We start from the raw sequence: 16,871 nt of genomic DNA, 5'->3' as shown, positions 1-16,871 counted from the left end.
GTGAAACGGGACTGACGCCAATGTGGGCGTCTTCCGTTCAGATGAGTTTCGCTGCTCTGTGTTTTTGTCCGGCATGACCCGAGAAGGCACAGGCAGATCGATTAGCCCCGGATCCCGGGGTAGTTTAGCGCCTGCACCGGGCCGATTTCGGGGTAGGCAGAAATGGGCAGGGTTCGGGATACCCCCACCTGTCGGAGAAGAACCGCGATGACGCGCGCGCACAAACTGAGCACAGAGACAGGACCGACGGGAACATTTTCCGCGACCATGTCCTGTCGCGCGCCGTCTAATATCGCCCTGACAAGACACCACCCAAAACGCGCAGCTCCCCCCGGCAACGGCCGGAGCCTGCGCGCGCAGGCATGGTGCACCAAGGAAACATGGCAAAGAAGATGCTTATTGATGCCACCCACGCGGAAGAGACCCGCGTCGTGGTGGTCGACGGAAACAAAGTTGAGGAGTTCGACTTTGAATCTGAAAATAGACGCCAGCTTGCTGGCAATATCTATCTAGCAAAAGTAACACGGGTTGAACCCTCTCTGCAGGCGGCATTTGTTGACTATGGCGGTAATCGCCATGGCTTTTTGGCGTTCTCGGAAATACATCCTGACTACTATCAAATTCCGGTCGCCGACCGTGAAGCTCTGATGGAAGAAGAGCGCGCCTATGCTGAGCAAATGCGCGCCAAGGATGACGAGGAAGAGAGCAAGCCTTCCAAGCCCCGTCGTTCGCGGTCACGCAGCCGTACTAAGGCTGAAGGTGTCAAATCCAAGGATGCGGTTGAAACAAAAGAAGTTGAGACCGCCACTCCCGAAATTTCGGGCATGGAGACTATCGACCTCAGTGATGAGGGCGAGGCCAGCGCCGTAGATGTACTTGGCGTAAGCGAAGGCAGCTCTCCAATGGAGACTGTTGCTGAAACGCCTGTGGAAGAGCCTGCTGATGATCAGCCCGAAAGTGCGGCAGAAGAGGTCAATCCAGATGCTGAGGCCGTTGCAGCGGGCGCGGAACCTACCGAAGTAGCTTCTGCTCCTGCTGAAGTAGAGGTTGCTGTAGAGACCGCAGTTAAATCGGATGAGGCCGTAGAGGAACAGACAGTAACTACGACGGTTGCTGAAGCCATTGCTGAAGCCGTTGCCATTGCAACAGAAGCCGACCCTGCTGAGGAAAAGGCTGTTGAAGCCAAAGAGCCAGGCAGCGATGAACCAGACGCCGAAGAACAACGCGCTGATGCGACCTCCAAAGACAGTTCTATTGAATCTGTTGCGGAAGAGGATGACAGCGAAGACATCCGTCCGCGTCGCAAGCCACGTCCACGTCGTTACAAAATTCAAGAAGTCATCAAAGTCCGTCAGATCTTGCTTGTGCAGGTCGTTAAAGAAGAACGCGGTAACAAAGGTGCGGCTCTGACCACCTACCTGTCTCTTGCTGGACGTTATTGCGTATTGATGCCCAACACTGCTCGTGGTGGTGGTATTTCACGCAAAATTACCAATGCTGTTGACCGTAAAAAACTGAAAGAAATCGCTCACGAAATCGATGTGCCTCAGGGCGCTGGCCTAATCGTGCGCACCGCAGGTGCCAAACGCACCAAGGCTGAAATCAAGCGCGACTACGAATATTTGCAGCGCTTGTGGGAGCAAATCCGCGAGCTGACACTGAAATCTATCGCACCTGCCAAGATCTATGAAGAGGGCGACCTGATTAAACGGTCGATCCGAGATCTCTATAACCGCGAGATCGATGAAGTGTTTGTTGAAGGTGAACGCGGCTATCGCATTGCCAAAGACTTCATGAAAATGATCATGCCGTCGCATGCCAAAAATGTGAAACGTTACAACGAAACCCTGCCGCTGTTCGCCCGCTATCAGGTGGAAAGCTATCTGGGTGGCATGTTCAACCCGACGGTTCAGCTGAAATCTGGCGGCTACATCGTGATTGACGTGACCGAGGCACTGGTTGCCATCGATGTGAACTCAGGCCGGGCCACCAAAGAAGGCTCGATCGAGGATACTGCGACCAAGACCAACCTTGAAGCTGCTGAAGAGGTAGCGCGCCAGTTGCGCCTGCGTGACCTTGCTGGTCTGATCGTCATCGACTTCATCGACATGGACGAGCGTAAGAACAACGCTGCTGTTGAAAAGCGTATCAAAGACAAGCTGAAAACCGATCGTGCGCGTATTCAAATTGGTCGAATCTCGGGCTTTGGCTTGATGGAGATGAGCCGTCAGCGTCTGCGCCCTGGCATGCTGGAGGCCACAACACAGCCGTGCCCATCGTGCCACGGTACTGGGTTGATCCGTTCAGATGACAACATGGCGTTGACCATTTTGCGTCAGATCGAAGAAGAAGGCACCCGTGGTCGCTCACGCGAAGTACTGGTGCGCTGCCCTGTCAGCATTGCTAACTTCTTGATGAACCAAAAGCGCGAGCATATTGCCCAGATCGAAGCACGCTATGGATTGTCGGTCCGGATTGAAGGCGACCCGCATTTGGTGAGCCCTGACTTTACACTGGAAAAACTCAAAACAGCCACCCGTGCGGTGCCGGTTGCTGCAGCCCCAGTGGTTTCAGTTGACACATCGTTGATGGATCAGGTGGATGCCGATGAGGCCGAAACCACCAATGACGAAGAAACGGTCGTTGAAAGCTCCGGCGCTGCTGAAGAGACTGAAACTTCTGAAGAGGACGTCAAACCCAAGCGTAAGCGTCGTCGTCGTCGTCGTCGTTCGGGCAAATCCGATGCTGCTGAAAATGGGTCGGATACCGATACTACTGATGCAGAGTCTAAAACTCCGGTCGAAGGCGACGAGGCTACGAAAGCTGATGATGGGGCGACAGAGGTCGAACCTGCAGCAGACGAAGAGAAGAAGCCAGCCAAACGCACACGGTCTCGTTCCCGCTCTCGCGGTGGTAAGGCCAAATCAGAAGTTACAGAAAGCCCGGACACTGTTACATCAGAGGCTCAGGCAGAGACTGAAGTTAAGGTCGAAAGCAGCGATGTTGAGCAAGTTACCCCGGTGGTTTCAGAGCCCGAGACAGCCGACGTAGATACATCATCGTCGGTGGCACCTGAGGCTTCAGAGGAAATAGTAGTTGCTGCAGAACCGACTGATCAGGCAGAACCAGTGGTCGAGCCTGTTGCCAGTTCAGAAGATCAAGCAACCACCGAATCTGTTGTTGAGCCTGTTGAGGAAGTCAAAGAACCAGTTACGCCTGAACTGGCTGTAGAGGAAACTGCGATTGAACCTGAGGTGACTGAGCCAGTTGAAGCAGAACCTGTTTCTGAACCAGCTGAGACCCAGCGTGAGGCTGAACCGGCCCTGGTCGCAGCAGAACAAGTTGCTCCTGAACCGGAGGAGCCCCCCAAGCCTAAGCGCCGCGGCTGGTGGTCGTTGGGAAGCTGATGTAATTAGAAGCGCCGGGGCTAGCCTCGGCGCTTCTTACATCTGACTAAAGAATTTTGAAGATCTTTAGATACTGGATTCTGCTGGTGCACAGGTGGTGTACGCTTTGTACACATAGAACACAGCTCGCTTAGACGCTGTTTTCAGGGTCAGGCGCCCTTGCGGATTAGATAGGCCTGATGGCCATCAGCGTCGCTCATCCCAAGAAAAGTGTGACCTGTTTCATTGCAAAAATGAGGTACATCGATCACTGCAGCTGGATCGTCGGACAACAGTTGTAGTACCGCGCCTATGGGTAAGGGTTTCAGCCGTTTGCGGGCCTTAAGGACGGGCAGGGGGCACAATAGCCCTATGGCATCCAGTGTTTCCGAAATTTCGTTCATAACTGTCAGATATGACGGATAATTCATCCTGTCCACAAGGATGTGACCAGCTGCCCTCGTGACCTTTGTAAACAGGTGGGCTAAGGGAGAAAGATGTTTGGTATAGAAATCATCGACGCAGGGCTGATCCCTGCGATGCTTGTGGCGCTGATCGGCGGACTGATCAGCTTCCTTTCCCCCTGTGTGCTGCCCATTGTACCGCCTTATCTGGCTTATATGAGCGGCGTTTCAATTGGCGACATGCAAAATCCCGGCGCAGCCCGCCGCAAGGCTATTGTTGCTGCACTGTTCTTTGTAATGGGTTTGTCGACTGTCTTCCTGTTATTGGGCTTCACAGCCTCTTTCTTTGGCGCTTTTGTGCTGCAAAATCAGGAACTTTTTGCTCAGGTTTCTGGTCTGGTTGTGATCATATTTGGTCTGCATTTTCTGTCCGTGTTCCGGATCCCTATTCTAGATCGTGAAATGCGAATGGAGGCTGGCCAGTCAAGCGGTTCTGCCATCGGGGCCTATGTGCTTGGTTTGGCATTTGCATTTGGCTGGACCCCCTGCATTGGTCCGCAACTAGGTGCAATTCTGTCGCTGGCGGCGTCTGAAGCCTCTGTAGCGCGTGGCACGATCCTGTTGGGTATCTATGCCATCGGCCTAGGTGTGCCGTTCCTGCTCGCCGCGATCTTCCTCAGCCGATCAATGGTGCTGATGAACAAGATGAAGCGACACATGGGGTTGATCGAGAAAATTATGGGCGGTCTCTTGTTGCTCGTCGGCGTGATGCTGGTTACGGGACTGTTTTCCACCTTCTCGTGGTGGCTGCTGGAAACCTTCCCGGCTCTGGCGACACTGGGATAGAAAAAAGGGGCCTACTTGGCCCCTTTTCGTTGCCTGTCAGGTCTTACTCTTGCCCGATTGACCCGCTAGCCTGCGGGTAGAAAATGAGGGTGAAATGAATTTGGATCGGGCAGAGACAAAATCTGTACATCGCCGGGTGAACCGGCGGCGGGTTTTCTATATCCCGGGTTATGACCCAATACATCCACGTCGTTATCGAGAGTTATATCGGAAGGAAAGTGTCGCTCAGGCTGATATTTCCGGGTACCAAATCGGCTTAACGGCCAAAAAGGCCAAGGCAGGTCCTTATGGTTGGCATGTGCAGGCGGAAATCGAAGGTGCTGAGGTTGTCAGTGATGTCGAGGTCCTGGTCTGGTCTGATATTGTCCGCGACAGCATGGAGAGCTCAATCCCGGCTACGTATCTACAGCTTGCTCAGACCGCGTGGACATATATTGCAACAGGAACTCTGCGCCGTCTCATGCGGCTTCGCAAGGGCCCGGTAATTGCCGCGCTTTATCCGGTTGGAATGTTACTCGTCCAAGCATTGCTCGCCATGCTTCTTGTGTGGGGGCTGGCGCGAGCAGTGATCCATATTGCAGGGCTTGCATCGTTGACAGGATCCCTCGTTCAGCTGGCAGGCTTGGTTCTGGGTGCGGGTGCTGGGGTTGCACTTTTACGCTGGTTCAAGAGGATGGACGGTAAGTTTTTTGCCTATTACCTGATGCACGACTACGCTTATTCTGCCGCATCCAGAGGGGCAAACTCTCCAGAGCTTGAAGCTCGGATGGCTGAGTTTACCGCGATGATTGCCTCTGCCATGAAAGATGACAGTCTGGATGAGGTCCTGGTGGTCGGGCATTCTTCGGGCGCACATGTTGCAGTATCGGTTCTCTCGGATTTGATCCGTCAAGGCCTGCCAGCGCAGCATCCTCAATTGAGTTTTCTAAGTCTGGGGCAAGTGGTTCCAATGGTGTCCTTCTTGCCCGATGCCTATCGTTTGCGCGCCGATCTACGTTTCCTGTCGCAGCGCGAAGAGTTGGTCTGGGTTGACGTGACTGCCCCTGGTGATGGTTGCGCGTTTGCGCTCTGTGATCCGGTGAGTGTGAGCGGCGTCGCCCCTCAGGACAAGCGATGGCCTTTGGTGTTCTCAGCCGCCTTCACCCAAACGCTCAGTGCAGAGCGGTGGGCCCAGTTGCGCTGGCGTTTTTTCCGGCTGCATTTTCAGTACCTCTGCGCTTTTGACCAACCTGGCGACTATGACTACTTTCGCATCACTGCTGGCCCAATGACACTGAAAGAGCGCTACAAAGACAGGAAACCATCCCAATCTCGAATTGATGTTGCTGTATCCAAATTCACCTCTGAGGTGCCTGTTTGACGCCGCCAAAACCCCCTGCAAGGCCTGAAAAAGTATCGCTTTTGCGCTATCTGCGTTTGTTTCGGCAGGATATTCTGTCGGCGCAACCTGCTAAGCTGTATCACGCTTGGATGGCCGAATTTCGGACGCCGTTCTTTCGATCATTCATGATCAACCAGCCCGAGCTAGTCAAAGAGGTGCTGAAGGCGCGTCCTGATGATTTTCCAAAGTCCAACCGCATCGCAGAAGGATTGCGACCTCTCCTTGGAAACTCAGTGTTCTTGACCAATGGGGAAACATGGAAACGACAGCGACGGATTATTGATCCTGCTTTTGAAGGAGGGCGCCTGAAAGATACCTTTCCTGCAATGCGAGAAGCCTCTGAAGCCGCTGTATCCAGATTGCAAAGCCAGTTGGGTGAACCAGTCGAAATCGAAGCGGTGACCAGCCATGTTGCGGCTGACGTGATTTTTCGTACCCTATTTTCAATTCCGATTGAAAACAAAGTGGCTGCGCAGGTCTTTAACCGCTTTCGCGATTATCAGCGCAGTCAGCCAATTTTAAACCTCGCTGCTTTTGTGCCGATGCCGCGTTGGATGCCAAGATTTTTTAAACGCACTACAAAACGCGATGCTGCTAAGATCAGGTGGTTGATCACCCAACTGACGACAGAACGGATGCAAGCCATTCGCAATGGTACAGCACCGGATGACTTGGCGACCAAAATTATGACAACATCCGACCCTCAAAGCGGTGAACGCTTTGATACCGAAGAGATGGTTGATCAAGTTGCGATTTTCTTCTTGGCGGGTCATGAAACCAGTGCATCTGCATTGGCTTGGACTCTATATCTGATGGCCCTCTACCCGGAATGGCAGGACAAGTTGGCGGTTGAGGCTGAGGCTTTGGACGAGCAGTCTTTCTCGGTTATGTCAAAGCTGCGTCTTAGCCGCGATGTCTTTCGCGAAGCACTTCGGCTTTACCCTCCGGTGCCGATGATGGTGCGGCAGGCGACTTGTCCAGAACAGTTTCGAGACCGAGAGGTGCCGGTGGGATCGCAGGTGGTGGTTAGCCCGTGGCATCTGCATAGACATGACCGGTTATGGGACAATCCGGATGGGTTTGACCCTGAAAGATGGGGAACCGAAAATGGAAAGCAATGTCAACGCGATGCCTTTATCCCATTTTCCGCAGGTGCGCGTGTTTGTACTGGTGCAGGATTTGCGATGGTCGAGGGGCCGTTGATACTATCGATGTTGATGCGCCAGTATCGTTTTGAGCTAGTCGAAGGGCGCGAGCCTGTTCCTGTCGCGCATTTGACCGTCCGATCAGCGGATGGGATCTGGTTGAAGCTGTCAAAACGATAGACGTCGCAAATATATTCGGGCGTACCTTGTCAGTTATTTCTGGTGAGCCGTCTTAGAACGAACAACCTGATCGCGGAGGCTAGACCACAGTCGGTGCCTCGGGCTTCGTCGATTTCTGCAGCTAAGACGTTGATTGGGCGGTTTTCATCTTCCGCTATCTTGCGAAAGGCCTGCCAGAACTCATCCTCCAGCGATACCGATGTTCTATGACCGCGCAGTGTGAGCGAGTGTTTCTTGGGGCGATTGCTCATTCTTCGATCTTGTGGCCGTCAAGTTTGCGCCTAGCTTTGTTTGCTGTCGTATCGTCCAGCAGTTTTTCCTGCTTGCTCCGCCCATGTTTGATCGCATTTTGGTCAGCGCGGACCTTTTTCTCAGCCCGCGCTTTTTGTTTCTTGAACCGGTTGAGATTTACCGGTTCAGCCATCAGTCTTTGGGTCCAACCATCTGCTCGGGGCGGACAACAGCGTCAAAGGTCGCTTCGTCAACAAAGCCGAGAGCGATAGCCTCTTCCTTAAGGGTCGTACCGTTCTTGTGAGCTGTTTTGGCGACCTTGGTCGCGTTGTCATAGCCGATGGTCGGAGCCAACGCTGTAACCAGCATCAGCGATTCCTTCATCAGTTTATCGATGCGTGGTTCGTTGGCCTGAATGCCGTTCAGCATACGCTCGGTAAAGCTGTCTGCGACGTCGCCCAACAGCTGCATGGATTGTAGCAGGTTATAAGACATCATCGGGTTATAGACGTTCAGTTCAAAATGACCCTGCGAGCCGGCAAAGGTCATTGCGGCGTTGTTGCCCATTACGTGCGCCGCGACCTGTGTCATTGCTTCGGCTTGCGTTGGGTTGACCTTGCCCGGCATGATCGACGACCCCGGTTCGTTTTCTGGCAGGATCAGCTCTCCCAGACCGGAACGTGGACCCGAGCCTAAGAAGCGGATGTCGTTGGCGATTTTGTACATGGAACCGGCAACGGTGGCCAAGGCACCTGACATAAAGACCATGGCGTCATGGGCAGCCAGTGCTTCGAACTTGTTTGGAGCTGTGACAAAAGGCAGGTTGGTAATGTCGGCCATGTTGGCTGCGACTTTTTCGCTCCATCCGTGCTGTGTATTTAGACCTGTGCCGACAGCGGTGCCACCTTGGGCCAGCTCGTAGATGCCGGGCAGGGCAGCTTCGATGCGCTGGATGCCCATACGGATCTGATGAGCGTAACCACCAAATTCTTGGCCCAGCGTCAGCGGGGTAGCGTCTTGAGTGTGGGTGCGGCCGATCTTGATGATGTCCTTGAACTCATCCGACTTGGCTTCCAGCGCTGTCAGAAGTTTATTCAGGCCAGGCAGCAACAAGTCACGTACGGTCATTGCAGCTGCGATGTGCATAGCAGTGGGGAATGTATCGTTCGAGGACTGACCCATGTTACAATGGTCATTCGGGTGAACAGGATCTTTGGTGCCGATCACGCCGCCCAGAATTTCGATTGCACGATTTGCAATCACCTCGTTTGAGTTCATGTTCGACTGGGTGCCTGAACCCGTCTGCCATACTACCAGCGGGAAGTTGTCGTCAAACTTGCCATCAATAACTTCACCAGCCGCCTGAATCACCGCATCCGCGATCTTGGCTTCCATTTTGCCGGACTCTTTGTTGGCCATGGCACAGGCCTTCTTAATCACACCCAATGCGCGTACGATTGCAACGGGTTGCTTTTCCCAGCCAATCGGGAAGTTCATGATAGAGCGCTGAGTCTGGGCGCCCCAGTACTTATCTGCGGGGACCTCTAGCGGGCCAAAGCTATCTGTTTCGGTGCGGGTCTCGGACATCCGTTGTCTCCGTCTGGTATGCTGTTGTATGCCGTTTAACCTGCACCCGTGACGGGTGCAATTGGCCAGTTTCGCGCAGCATAGAGGATCCGGTCGATAGGTATAGGGCGAGCGGTGTCATTTTTCGACTACGCATTGTCTGTTTGCGGGATATGATTACAGTAGGTGCAACTGTATTTTGAAACTCCCAAGGAGGTCACGTGGCCAATTCGTTCGTCTCGCAAATGGTTTTGAACTCTGTCCTGAGGTTTTTGTCGGTTTTTACGATGGCTGTGGTTCTGTCCGGCCAATCTGCAATCGCAGATATTTCACGTTTCGTCGGGGAATATTATGGTCGTGCCGAAGTTGAAACGAGAGCCGGTGACACTGCAAACCGGGATATGAGCGTAGTGATCAAGGAAACTGGTAACGGCTATGCTGTGTTATGGACCTCGACGACTGAAAAGGAAGATGGTCGGCGTAAAACCAAGTCCTATGAAATCGAGTTTCAACCGACAGATCGCGATGGAGTGTATGCTGCGGCTATGAAACGCAATGTATTTGGTCACACCGAGCAGTTGGATCCTATGAAGGGGGAGCCCTATGTCTGGAGCCGAATTACGGGCGATACGCTGACTGTGTTTTCCATGTTTGTAGCTCCAAACGGAGACTACGAGATGCAGCAATATGATCGCACTCTGGCTGAAGGAGGATTGCAGTTAGATTTCAATTCTCACCGCAACGGCATTCCAACAAGATTTATTTCCACATTCCTGTCGCGCACAAGTCAATACTAACAGCGAAAGGGAAGGACAGGGTGAATTCGGCTTTGGGTCTGGGCCGAGTTTCTATTTTCTAAAGCTGTCCAATGATACGATATCCGCATCAGTTTTCTGCTCTTCCTGAGGCGTGTTGATAAGTTCTTCAACGGGCGCCGGCACAGATGCATCACCCTTGGGCTCGTCATCAGGGCTTTCAAAGCGCAGGCCAAACTCCACCGACGGATCGACAAAGGTTTTGATCGCATCGTAGGGAATATAGAGCGGTTCAGGAGCGTCGCCGAAGTTAAGGGTTATGGCAAAGCCATCTTCGCCAACATCGAGGTTGTCAAACCAATGCTGCATCACCACGGTCATCTCGCCCGGATAGCGGTCGGACAGCCAGTCCGCAAGTTCCGCATCTGGATGTCCGGTGTCAAACGTGATGAAAAAATGATGGTTCCCCGGAAGTCCATTGTCAGCAATGTCCAGAAGCACGGTCCGGATAAGACCGCGCATTGCTGTATGCATAAGATTTCCATAGTCGATATCGCGGGACATATCGTAACCCCTTTAACCCATGTCTTAATCATAGGGGATTCGAACAGAAACAAAAGAGGATGGTCACAGTTTTTGTGATTATCCCTAGGGCTTAAGTATTAAGGGGCATGTCGACTGCTTGTTTAAATGGCGAACGGCAACAGGGATGCAGAGATACCGGCCAATGCCATCAAAAACAGTGTCAGGAGCATGCTGCCCCGGGTAGCAAAGGTGAGGAGAGCGGCCAATACAATGAGGCCGAGTGCTATCGGGTCTAGGCTACCCAATGTTGGCACTGGTAGTGAAAACACGCCGTAGTTGCGGTTCTCAACTTCGGCAAACAAGACATGCAGGGCAAACCAGACTGACAGATTTAGAATTACGCCGACCACACTCGCTGTAATTGCTTTAAGCGCTGCCCCAAGCCTTGGGTGCGAAGATATTTGCTCAACGTAGGGAGCGGTCAGAAAGATCCACAAAAAGCAGGGCATAAAAGTAGCCCAAAGCGCAACCAACCCCGCTGCAAGGCCCATCCAGGGGCTATGTGCCTCTAGGCCGGCCAACATAGCAACAAACTGAGTGACTAGTATGAGTGGCCCCGGGGTGGTTTCGGCAAGGCCAAGCGCGTCAATCATTTGCCCCGTTGAAATCCAGGAATACTGTTCGACAACTGTCTGGCTCATATACGCCAGAACGGCATAGGCACCGCCAAATGTGACCACTGCCAGTTTGGCAAAAAACCAGCCGATAGAGGCCAGAAAACTAGCACCAGATAGGCTGAGAGCGATCAAAGGAAGGAGCCAGAGCCCCCCCCAGATCAATAGCTGACGCCCAGCGCTACAAGGGTTCAATCCCTGCGGTTCAATGTCACTTACGACGTCCTTATTGCCGAGGAGCAGGCCATACAGCCCTGCGCCCAAGACTATCAGAGGAAATGGGAGATTGAGTGCAAATATTCCGACGAAACCTATTCCCGCCAGCACCCATGCGCTGGATCCGTGCAAGGCCTTGTTTGCCAGCTTGCGCAGGGCCAACAAGACGATGACGATGACAGAGGATTTGATCCCAAGGAATCCAGCCTGCACCAAATCCAGCGTACCGTAGGTTGCATAGAGGCCAACCAGAATACCGATAATCAAGGCTCCCGGTATCACAAACAGCAGCCCGGCCAACAGTCCGCCAGGTACACCTCGAAGGCGCCAGCCCGCATAGGTTGCCAACTGCATTGCCTCGGGTCCAGGCAGCAACATGCAAAAGGAGAGGGCGCGTAGAAACGCTTGTTCGCTCAGCCAGGGACGCTCTTCTACCAGCTCCCTGTGCATGACCGCAATTTGTGCTGCCGGCCCACCAAAGCTAAGCAAACCGATGCGTCCAAACACCCGTGTCATGGCGCGCCATGATGGCGACGTCATTGGGTCACCGCCGGCCAGTCATGGCTTTCATCGTATCCATCGCGCGCCCAACGATACAGCGCATCATACAATGGCATCGCGGCTTCCAGTTGGTCGATGTCATTCTTATATTGTCGAGACAAGCCAACCGAGAAAGCAAGAAGTCCAGCTGCTTGAGGCGCTAGATCGGGGGCGTTGGTGTCTGCAGCCCGTATAACAGTGGCAAGCCGTGTCATGGCTGGGGTTGCCAGTTTGAATTCTTCAACCATGACGTCAAAACTACACAAGGGGCCCCGATGAGACCAAAAGGTATTTTCTATGTCAAATGGTGTGGCATCGAACAGGTTGGCCACTGCAGTCACCTCAGCAGGAGGGACGAACAGGAATTGAGCAGCAGGATCGACAAAGCGGCGAATTAGCCAGGGACAGGCAATGCGATCTATTTTGGGGCGGTGTCGTGTAACCCAGCAGCTGCCAACGATGGGCTCCGGAATGGCTGCAACAGGAACCAGCGGTAACCCAGCAGAACGCCAAGCAAAATTACCACCAGCCAGGACTTCAGCGGCGATGTTATGCGTGCGCAACAACGCAGCTGCCCCGTGCGAAAGTTTCTTCCCTTTTTGGCAAATAACCACAACGCGCTTTTCTTTCAGCTCGGGTACGAGCTCATGTATCTGTGCGTGGGAAACGCGTCGAGCAGTGGGAACAAGCCTAGGGTCGAGTGCAAAATCCTCATCGGTGATGACGTCAATAATTTGCGGGCAATCTGGTGTGCCAATCAGGCGCATCAGTTGGTTGGGGGATATTTCAGAATATGCAGCAGCCATTGGGCATCCTTTCCGTAACCGGAGTGTTGGATGCGAACCTTAGGCCTAGGCCTCACGGGGTGGTCGCAGTGACCCCATGGTTCCATGCAATAACGCTGCAAGGGCTGCTGTCAAGAGGACGGCGCTATTTCCACTGCATCGCTTGGCCAGTCAGTAAGATAGGAACCGCCTCAGACGGTATCTGACCCAATTGTTCAAATAGAGCCATGTAATTGAAGTGACTATGAGATTCCACAATGATTTGATTTTCAAACCGAATAAACATTTGGCCAGTCATCTGTATTTCCGCTTCATTGTCCGAACGCTTGGCGTCGATTTCTGTGCGTACAACTAACCAGTCCTCTTGTTCCATGACGTGACTGAAGGACACTTTGATGTCTTTAAGCAGTTCGCGGATTGCAGTCACCAACTCGCGGATGTCTTCTCGTTGCAGTGAGGTGCCGGAAATCACACCAGTAGAATAGGTGTCGGGGCCGTACATTCGGTCAATTACGTTCAGGTTCCCATTAGACCAAACTTCGTCGAACCAATATTGTAACAGCTCGGTATTGGTCATGATTGCTCCCGTTGAAATTCAAGGTGAGAATGGCGACGACAAATCAACAAAACCTTAAAATCGGATTTCAGATGCGAAATAGGTAGAAAGCTCAGATGGTTGTCTGTTGGAACTACGTACGACCTCAACTATCCAGATCGACGGCAATAGCACAAAGAAGGTGGGGGAAGTGCAGGTTTCTGTTGCCAGGTACCTGCGAACCCCGCCAAACGCTGCAAAGCGAGAGGACTTAAGTTTTCGGTTTTCCGAACTGCTTACGCAGCGAGGGCTACCGGAGCACGATTGTCATTTGCAATTGTACAGTTTTCGCCGGTAACGGTGGCAGACAGCCGAGACAAAGCTAACCCCTTTAGACGTTCGTCGATCCTATTTCGTCCCCATGATCCCCAAATGAAGGATGTTTGGTGGAGACGCCGGGTACCGCCCCCGGGTCCGATCCGCTTATTACGAGCGCATTTATGTCCATAGTCCCCGAAGAGACAGGACGAATATAGGCCTTGGTTCGGTGAATTTGAAGAGGGAAAGCGATCAGTCGATTGAAAAAAAGCTCAATTACCGCTGGAGAGTCGTAGAAGCGTGCCCGTTCTGGTGAAACGCCTAACGTTCGATAGAAGGGGGAGAACTATTTTGATGCAGCGCGGGCGGCGAAGACATCGGCTGCAATTTTTCGGGTTTCGGCCTCAAGGTTATGCAAGCAATCGATGGCTTCCGCCCCGTCGCCGTTTTCAATCGCGTCCGCAATGCTGCTGTGCAGGCACACCATGATCCCGCGTGATCGAGTTGTAAAAGTGATCATGTTCATTAACGGTTGCATCGCTTCCACAGCTCCCGCCAGCTGGTAGGATAACACTGGATTGTCTGCGCCATCTACCAGGGCTCTGTGAAAGGCGACGTCAGACGCGCAATAGGCTTCGTCGGTCAGGCTGGGTTGGCTTTGCCGAAAGATCTCGGTGCGCATGGTGGCCAACTGATCAGCGGTGCGGCGTTTCGCAGAAAGTGGTGCGCATGCGCGTTCCAGAGCATATCGAGCTTCACAGGCCGTATCGAAACTAACCTCATTCATAGAAAGCAACAGGGTCGAGGTTGTAACTTGGTCGGCATAGGCCTCTTTGAAGCTTAGCCGATTGACAAATGCCCCACCGGTCGCACCCCGTTGTGTTCGGATAAGGGATTGGGCTGCCAATCTTTTCAGGGCTTCGCGAACTGTTGGGCGTGAAACTTGAAAGTAGTCAGCCAACTCTGCCTCTGAAGGCAGCCGTTCGTCGATGATCAGGTCTCCTGAAACAATCGAGTCACGGATGGCTTTGGCGATTTGAGCCGAGAGGTTGGCGGAACTGTTTGGGTCAATTTTCACTTTGTTGTCTCGTGTCTGTGCTGTGAGCAGATGCGCAAATGTTTTTATTGTCTGACATTTAAAAGTCTGACACTAAAAAAGCAAGAGTTGAGCCGAAGGATTCTGTGGTGATTCCTTCTTGATGTAGTCGTCGAGCAAGTCAGAGAGATAGCAATGGCAATGATTTCACCATCGCGGCGTTTGCGCAGAACCCCCTTTTCAGAAGGTGTCGAGGCAGCCGGTGTTAAAGCCTACACCGTTTACAATCACATGTTGTTGCCAACTGTGTTTGAGAGCATTGAGGCAGACTACCATCATCTAAAGAAACACGTTCAGGTCTGGGATGTGTCCTGTGAACGCCAGGTGGAGTTGCGCGGCCCAGATGCTGGGCGGCTAATGCAGATGTTAACGCCCCGTGACTTGAGGGGCATGCAGTCTGGGCAGTGTTTCTATGTGCCAATTGTAGACGAAACGGGTGGTATGCTGAATGACCCGGTTGCGGTGAAGTTGGCGGAGGACCGATGGTGGATCTCCATCGCTGACAGTGATTTGCTATACTGGGTCAAGGGCATTGCGAACGGTTGGCGGTTGGATGTTCTGGTCGATGAGCCAGATGTTTCACCGCTGGCAATACAGGGTCCTAAGGCTGAAGAGCTTTTGGAACGGGTATTTGGCTCCAAAATACGCGATATCCGGTTCTTCCGGTTTGGCCTGTTTCAGTTCCAGGGGCGCGATTTGGTCATTGCCCGATCTGGATATTCAAAACAGGGCGGGTTTGAGATCTATGTTGAAGGTAGTGAAATCGGTATGCCGCTTTGGCATAAGCTATTTGAGGCTGGAGCAGACTTGGATGTGCGGGCAGGGTGCCCCAATCTGATTGAGCGGATCGAAGGTGGGTTGCTGAGCTATGGCAATGATATGACCGACGATAACACACCGCACGAATGTGGGTTGGGTCGGTTCTGCGATACTCATACCGCGATTGGCTGCATTGGTCGCGATGCACTGTTGCGCGTCGCAAAAGAAGGGCCGGTTCAACAGATCCGACCACTTTCCATCAGCGGAGAACCTGTCCCAGCCTGCACCGATTACTGGCCTCTATACGCTTCTGGTAAGCGGGTGGGGCGCGTGTCCTCGGCCGCTTGGTCGCCGGATTTCCGGATGAACGTGGCAATTGGTCTGGTTCGGATGACCCATTGGGATGCGGGAAGTAAACTTGAAGTCGAAACGCCTGACGGTATGCGCGTGGCGACTGTGCGCGATAAATTCTGGATTTGAAGGAGAGCACTATGTTCAATGCGTTAGTTGTAAACAAAGATAGCGAAAGCGGCAAAACCTCGGCTGCGGTAGAAAAGGTCAGTCTGGACCAGCTGCCAGACGGTGAGGTGACGGTTGCGGTGGAATACTCCACAGTAAATTACAAAGATGGTCTGTGTATTGGTCCTGGTGGCGGGCTCGTTCGCAAGTACCCACATATTCCTGGAATTGATTTTTCAGGCACCGTGGAAGCGAGCAATGACGACCGGTACAAGCCTGGTGACAAGGTAGTGTTGACTGGCTGGCGGGTTGGCGAAGCTCATTGGGGGGGCTACTCCCAAAAAGCAAATGTCAAAGCTGACTGGCTGGTGCCTTTGCCCAAAGGGTTGGATAGTCGTCAGGCAATGGCTGTTGGGACAGCGGGTTTCACGGCGATGCTGTCGGTCATGGCTTTGGAAGACCATGGGTTAAAACCTGGCCATGGTCCGGTATTGGTGACGGGCGCCGCTGGGGGCGTTGGGTCAGTTGCAACTGCGATATTGGCCAATCTTGGGTACGAGGTGGCAGGTGTTACTGGACGACCAGAGGCAGCTGAGTATTTGACGTCTTTGGGCGCGACACAAATTGTTGCTCGTGATGAGATCAATGAAACTGTTAAACGCCCACTGGAAGCAGAAAGCTGGGCGGGCTGTGTTGATGCCGTTGGTGGCGCCATGCTTGCGCGCGTGCTGGGGCAGATGAAATATGGAGCTTCTGTTGCGGCCGTTGGTTTGGCTGGAGGCGCGGGCTTGCCCGCTACGGTGATCCCATTTCTGTTGCGCGGGGTAAACCTGCTAGGGATTGACAGTGTCATGCAGCCTTATGACAACCGTCTTCGGGCCTGGCAGCGCATTGCTTCGGATTTACCGATGGATAAGCTGGAAGCGATGATTCAACCCGCCTCACTTAGCGATCTGCCGCAATTGGGTGAGGCTATTTTAAAGGGTGAGATTAAAGGACGCGTTGTTGTTGATGTGAATGCGTAAAACAAATCCTGGCGCGGAGCGGCCGCGCCAGGGCTTTCGCGAGCT

At 53.1% G+C, this 16,871-nt stretch carries 16 protein-coding genes and 1 other RNA gene; 7 read left to right on the top strand and 10 right to left on the bottom strand.

Annotated features, from left to right (window positions below):
* Positions 1-380 precede the first annotated feature (380 nt).
* Positions 381-3,407 (top strand): Rne/Rng family ribonuclease, encoded by a 3,027-nt coding sequence (locus tag FEE96_RS11585; protein WP_138163210.1) that lies wholly within the window; start codon positions 381-383, stop codon positions 3,405-3,407.
* A gap of 149 nt (positions 3,408-3,556) precedes the next feature.
* Here FEE96_RS11585 and FEE96_RS11580 read toward each other — a convergent pair whose 3' ends face one another.
* Positions 3,557-3,817, bottom strand: coding sequence for a sulfurtransferase TusA family protein (locus FEE96_RS11580; protein WP_425467310.1), 261 nt, complete (start codon positions 3,815-3,817; stop codon positions 3,557-3,559).
* A 66-nt stretch (positions 3,818-3,883) separates the two neighbouring features.
* Between FEE96_RS11580 and FEE96_RS11575 the strand changes: the two genes are divergently transcribed.
* From FEE96_RS11575 to FEE96_RS11565, 3 genes are all read left to right on the top strand, one after another.
* Positions 3,884-4,636 carry a cytochrome c biogenesis CcdA family protein gene (locus FEE96_RS11575; protein ID WP_138163209.1) on the top strand — a complete coding sequence of 251 codons (753 nt, stop codon included), beginning with the start codon at positions 3,884-3,886 and terminating at the stop codon, positions 4,634-4,636.
* A 94-nt stretch (positions 4,637-4,730) separates the two neighbouring features.
* The gene (locus FEE96_RS11570) at positions 4,731-5,996 is read left to right on the top strand and encodes a hypothetical protein (protein ID WP_138163208.1); all 1,266 of its coding nucleotides are present in this window, start codon (positions 4,731-4,733) and stop codon (positions 5,994-5,996) included.
* On the top strand, positions 5,993-7,342 hold the full coding sequence (locus tag FEE96_RS11565; protein WP_138163207.1) for a cytochrome P450: 1,350 nt from the start codon (positions 5,993-5,995) through the stop codon (positions 7,340-7,342). The genes FEE96_RS11570 and FEE96_RS11565 overlap by 4 nt, the downstream gene beginning before the upstream one ends.
* 29 nt (positions 7,343-7,371) lie before the next feature.
* On the opposite strand, the gene FEE96_RS11560 is transcribed toward FEE96_RS11565, so the two are convergent.
* The 3 genes from FEE96_RS11560 to fumC are packed head-to-tail and all read right to left on the bottom strand — an operon-like array spanning position 7,372 to position 9,160.
* Positions 7,372-7,593 (bottom strand): ribbon-helix-helix domain-containing protein, encoded by a 222-nt coding sequence (locus FEE96_RS11560; protein ID WP_138163206.1) that lies wholly within the window; start codon positions 7,591-7,593, stop codon positions 7,372-7,374.
* Positions 7,590-7,766, bottom strand: coding sequence for a DUF4169 family protein (locus FEE96_RS11555; RefSeq protein ID WP_138163205.1), 177 nt, complete (start codon positions 7,764-7,766; stop codon positions 7,590-7,592). The genes FEE96_RS11560 and FEE96_RS11555 overlap by 4 nt, the downstream gene beginning before the upstream one ends.
* Entirely contained in the window at positions 7,766-9,160 is a 1,395-nt protein-coding gene (gene fumC / locus FEE96_RS11550) for a class II fumarate hydratase (protein ID WP_138163204.1), read from the bottom strand. The genes FEE96_RS11555 and fumC overlap by 1 nt, the downstream gene beginning before the upstream one ends.
* Positions 9,161-9,384: 224 nt before the next feature.
* On the opposite strand from fumC, the gene FEE96_RS11545 reads away from it, so the two are divergent.
* Positions 9,385-9,936 (top strand): hypothetical protein, encoded by a 552-nt coding sequence (locus FEE96_RS11545; protein WP_138163411.1) that lies wholly within the window; start codon positions 9,385-9,387, stop codon positions 9,934-9,936.
* Positions 9,937-9,987: 51 nt separating this feature from the next.
* Here FEE96_RS11545 and FEE96_RS11540 read toward each other — a convergent pair whose 3' ends face one another.
* The 6 genes from FEE96_RS11540 to FEE96_RS11515 all read right to left on the bottom strand — a co-directional run bounded on the left by FEE96_RS11540 (position 9,988) and on the right by FEE96_RS11515 (position 14,565).
* A complete protein-coding gene (locus FEE96_RS11540; RefSeq protein WP_138163203.1) occupies positions 9,988-10,458 on the bottom strand; it encodes an SspB family protein in 471 nt (156 codons plus the stop codon).
* Positions 10,459-10,580: 122 nt separating this feature from the next.
* A complete protein-coding gene (chrA, locus tag FEE96_RS11535; RefSeq protein ID WP_138163202.1) occupies positions 10,581-11,849 on the bottom strand; it encodes a chromate efflux transporter in 1,269 nt (422 codons plus the stop codon).
* Entirely contained in the window at positions 11,846-12,655 is an 810-nt protein-coding gene (locus tag FEE96_RS11530) for a chromate resistance protein ChrB domain-containing protein (protein ID WP_138163201.1), read from the bottom strand. The genes chrA and FEE96_RS11530 overlap by 4 nt, the downstream gene beginning before the upstream one ends.
* 124 nt (positions 12,656-12,779) lie before the next feature.
* Positions 12,780-13,211 carry an ester cyclase gene (locus FEE96_RS11525; protein WP_138163200.1) on the bottom strand — a complete coding sequence of 144 codons (432 nt, stop codon included), beginning with the start codon at positions 13,209-13,211 and terminating at the stop codon, positions 12,780-12,782.
* Positions 13,212-13,379: 168 nt separating this feature from the next.
* Positions 13,380-13,731: a transfer-messenger RNA gene (ssrA, locus tag FEE96_RS11520) on the bottom strand.
* 102 nt (positions 13,732-13,833) lie between these two features.
* A complete protein-coding gene (locus FEE96_RS11515; RefSeq protein ID WP_138163199.1) occupies positions 13,834-14,565 on the bottom strand; it encodes a FadR/GntR family transcriptional regulator in 732 nt (243 codons plus the stop codon).
* A gap of 153 nt (positions 14,566-14,718) precedes the next feature.
* Between FEE96_RS11515 and FEE96_RS11510 the strand changes: the two genes are divergently transcribed.
* Together FEE96_RS11510 and acuI are read left to right on the top strand one after the other, a co-directional pair.
* Positions 14,719-15,822: a dimethylsulfoniopropionate demethylase gene (locus FEE96_RS11510; protein WP_138163198.1), complete on the top strand. Its 1,104-nt coding sequence runs from the start codon at positions 14,719-14,721 to the stop codon at positions 15,820-15,822.
* Positions 15,823-15,833: 11 nt separating this feature from the next.
* Positions 15,834-16,826, top strand: a complete 993-nt coding sequence (gene acuI, locus FEE96_RS11505) for an acryloyl-CoA reductase (RefSeq protein WP_138163197.1) — start codon at positions 15,834-15,836, stop codon at positions 16,824-16,826.
* The last annotated feature ends 45 nt before the right edge of the window (positions 16,827-16,871 follow it).

Origin of the sequence: Parasedimentitalea maritima, assembly GCF_005771405.1 — a bacterium.
GTDB classification, from domain to species: domain Bacteria; phylum Pseudomonadota; class Alphaproteobacteria; order Rhodobacterales; family Rhodobacteraceae; genus Parasedimentitalea; species Parasedimentitalea maritima.
The sequence above is the reverse complement of the archived record's forward strand: the minus strand, read 5'-3'. Positions and strand labels throughout refer to the sequence as shown.

Coding starts and splice junctions, on each gene's coding strand:
- FEE96_RS11585 (WP_138163210.1), top strand. CDS start 381: ATGGCAAAGAAGATGCTTATTGATGCCACCCACGCGGAAGAGACCCGC.
- FEE96_RS11580 (WP_425467310.1), bottom strand. CDS start 3,817: ATGAATTATCCGTCATATCTGACAGTTATGAACGAAATTTCGGAAACA.
- FEE96_RS11575 (WP_138163209.1), top strand. CDS start 3,884: ATGTTTGGTATAGAAATCATCGACGCAGGGCTGATCCCTGCGATGCTT.
- FEE96_RS11570 (WP_138163208.1), top strand. CDS start 4,731: ATGAATTTGGATCGGGCAGAGACAAAATCTGTACATCGCCGGGTGAAC.
- FEE96_RS11560 (WP_138163206.1), bottom strand. CDS start 7,593: ATGAGCAATCGCCCCAAGAAACACTCGCTCACACTGCGCGGTCATAGA.
- FEE96_RS11555 (WP_138163205.1), bottom strand. CDS start 7,766: ATGGCTGAACCGGTAAATCTCAACCGGTTCAAGAAACAAAAAGCGCGG.
- fumC (WP_138163204.1), bottom strand. CDS start 9,160: ATGTCCGAGACCCGCACCGAAACAGATAGCTTTGGCCCGCTAGAGGTC.
- FEE96_RS11545 (WP_138163411.1), top strand. CDS start 9,385: ATGGTTTTGAACTCTGTCCTGAGGTTTTTGTCGGTTTTTACGATGGCT.
- FEE96_RS11540 (WP_138163203.1), bottom strand. CDS start 10,458: ATGTCCCGCGATATCGACTATGGAAATCTTATGCATACAGCAATGCGC.
- chrA (WP_138163202.1), bottom strand. CDS start 11,849: ATGACGTCGCCATCATGGCGCGCCATGACACGGGTGTTTGGACGCATC.
- FEE96_RS11530 (WP_138163201.1), bottom strand. CDS start 12,655: ATGGCTGCTGCATATTCTGAAATATCCCCCAACCAACTGATGCGCCTG.
- FEE96_RS11525 (WP_138163200.1), bottom strand. CDS start 13,211: ATGACCAATACCGAGCTGTTACAATATTGGTTCGACGAAGTTTGGTCT.
- FEE96_RS11510 (WP_138163198.1), top strand. CDS start 14,719: ATGGCAATGATTTCACCATCGCGGCGTTTGCGCAGAACCCCCTTTTCA.
- acuI (WP_138163197.1), top strand. CDS start 15,834: ATGTTCAATGCGTTAGTTGTAAACAAAGATAGCGAAAGCGGCAAAACC.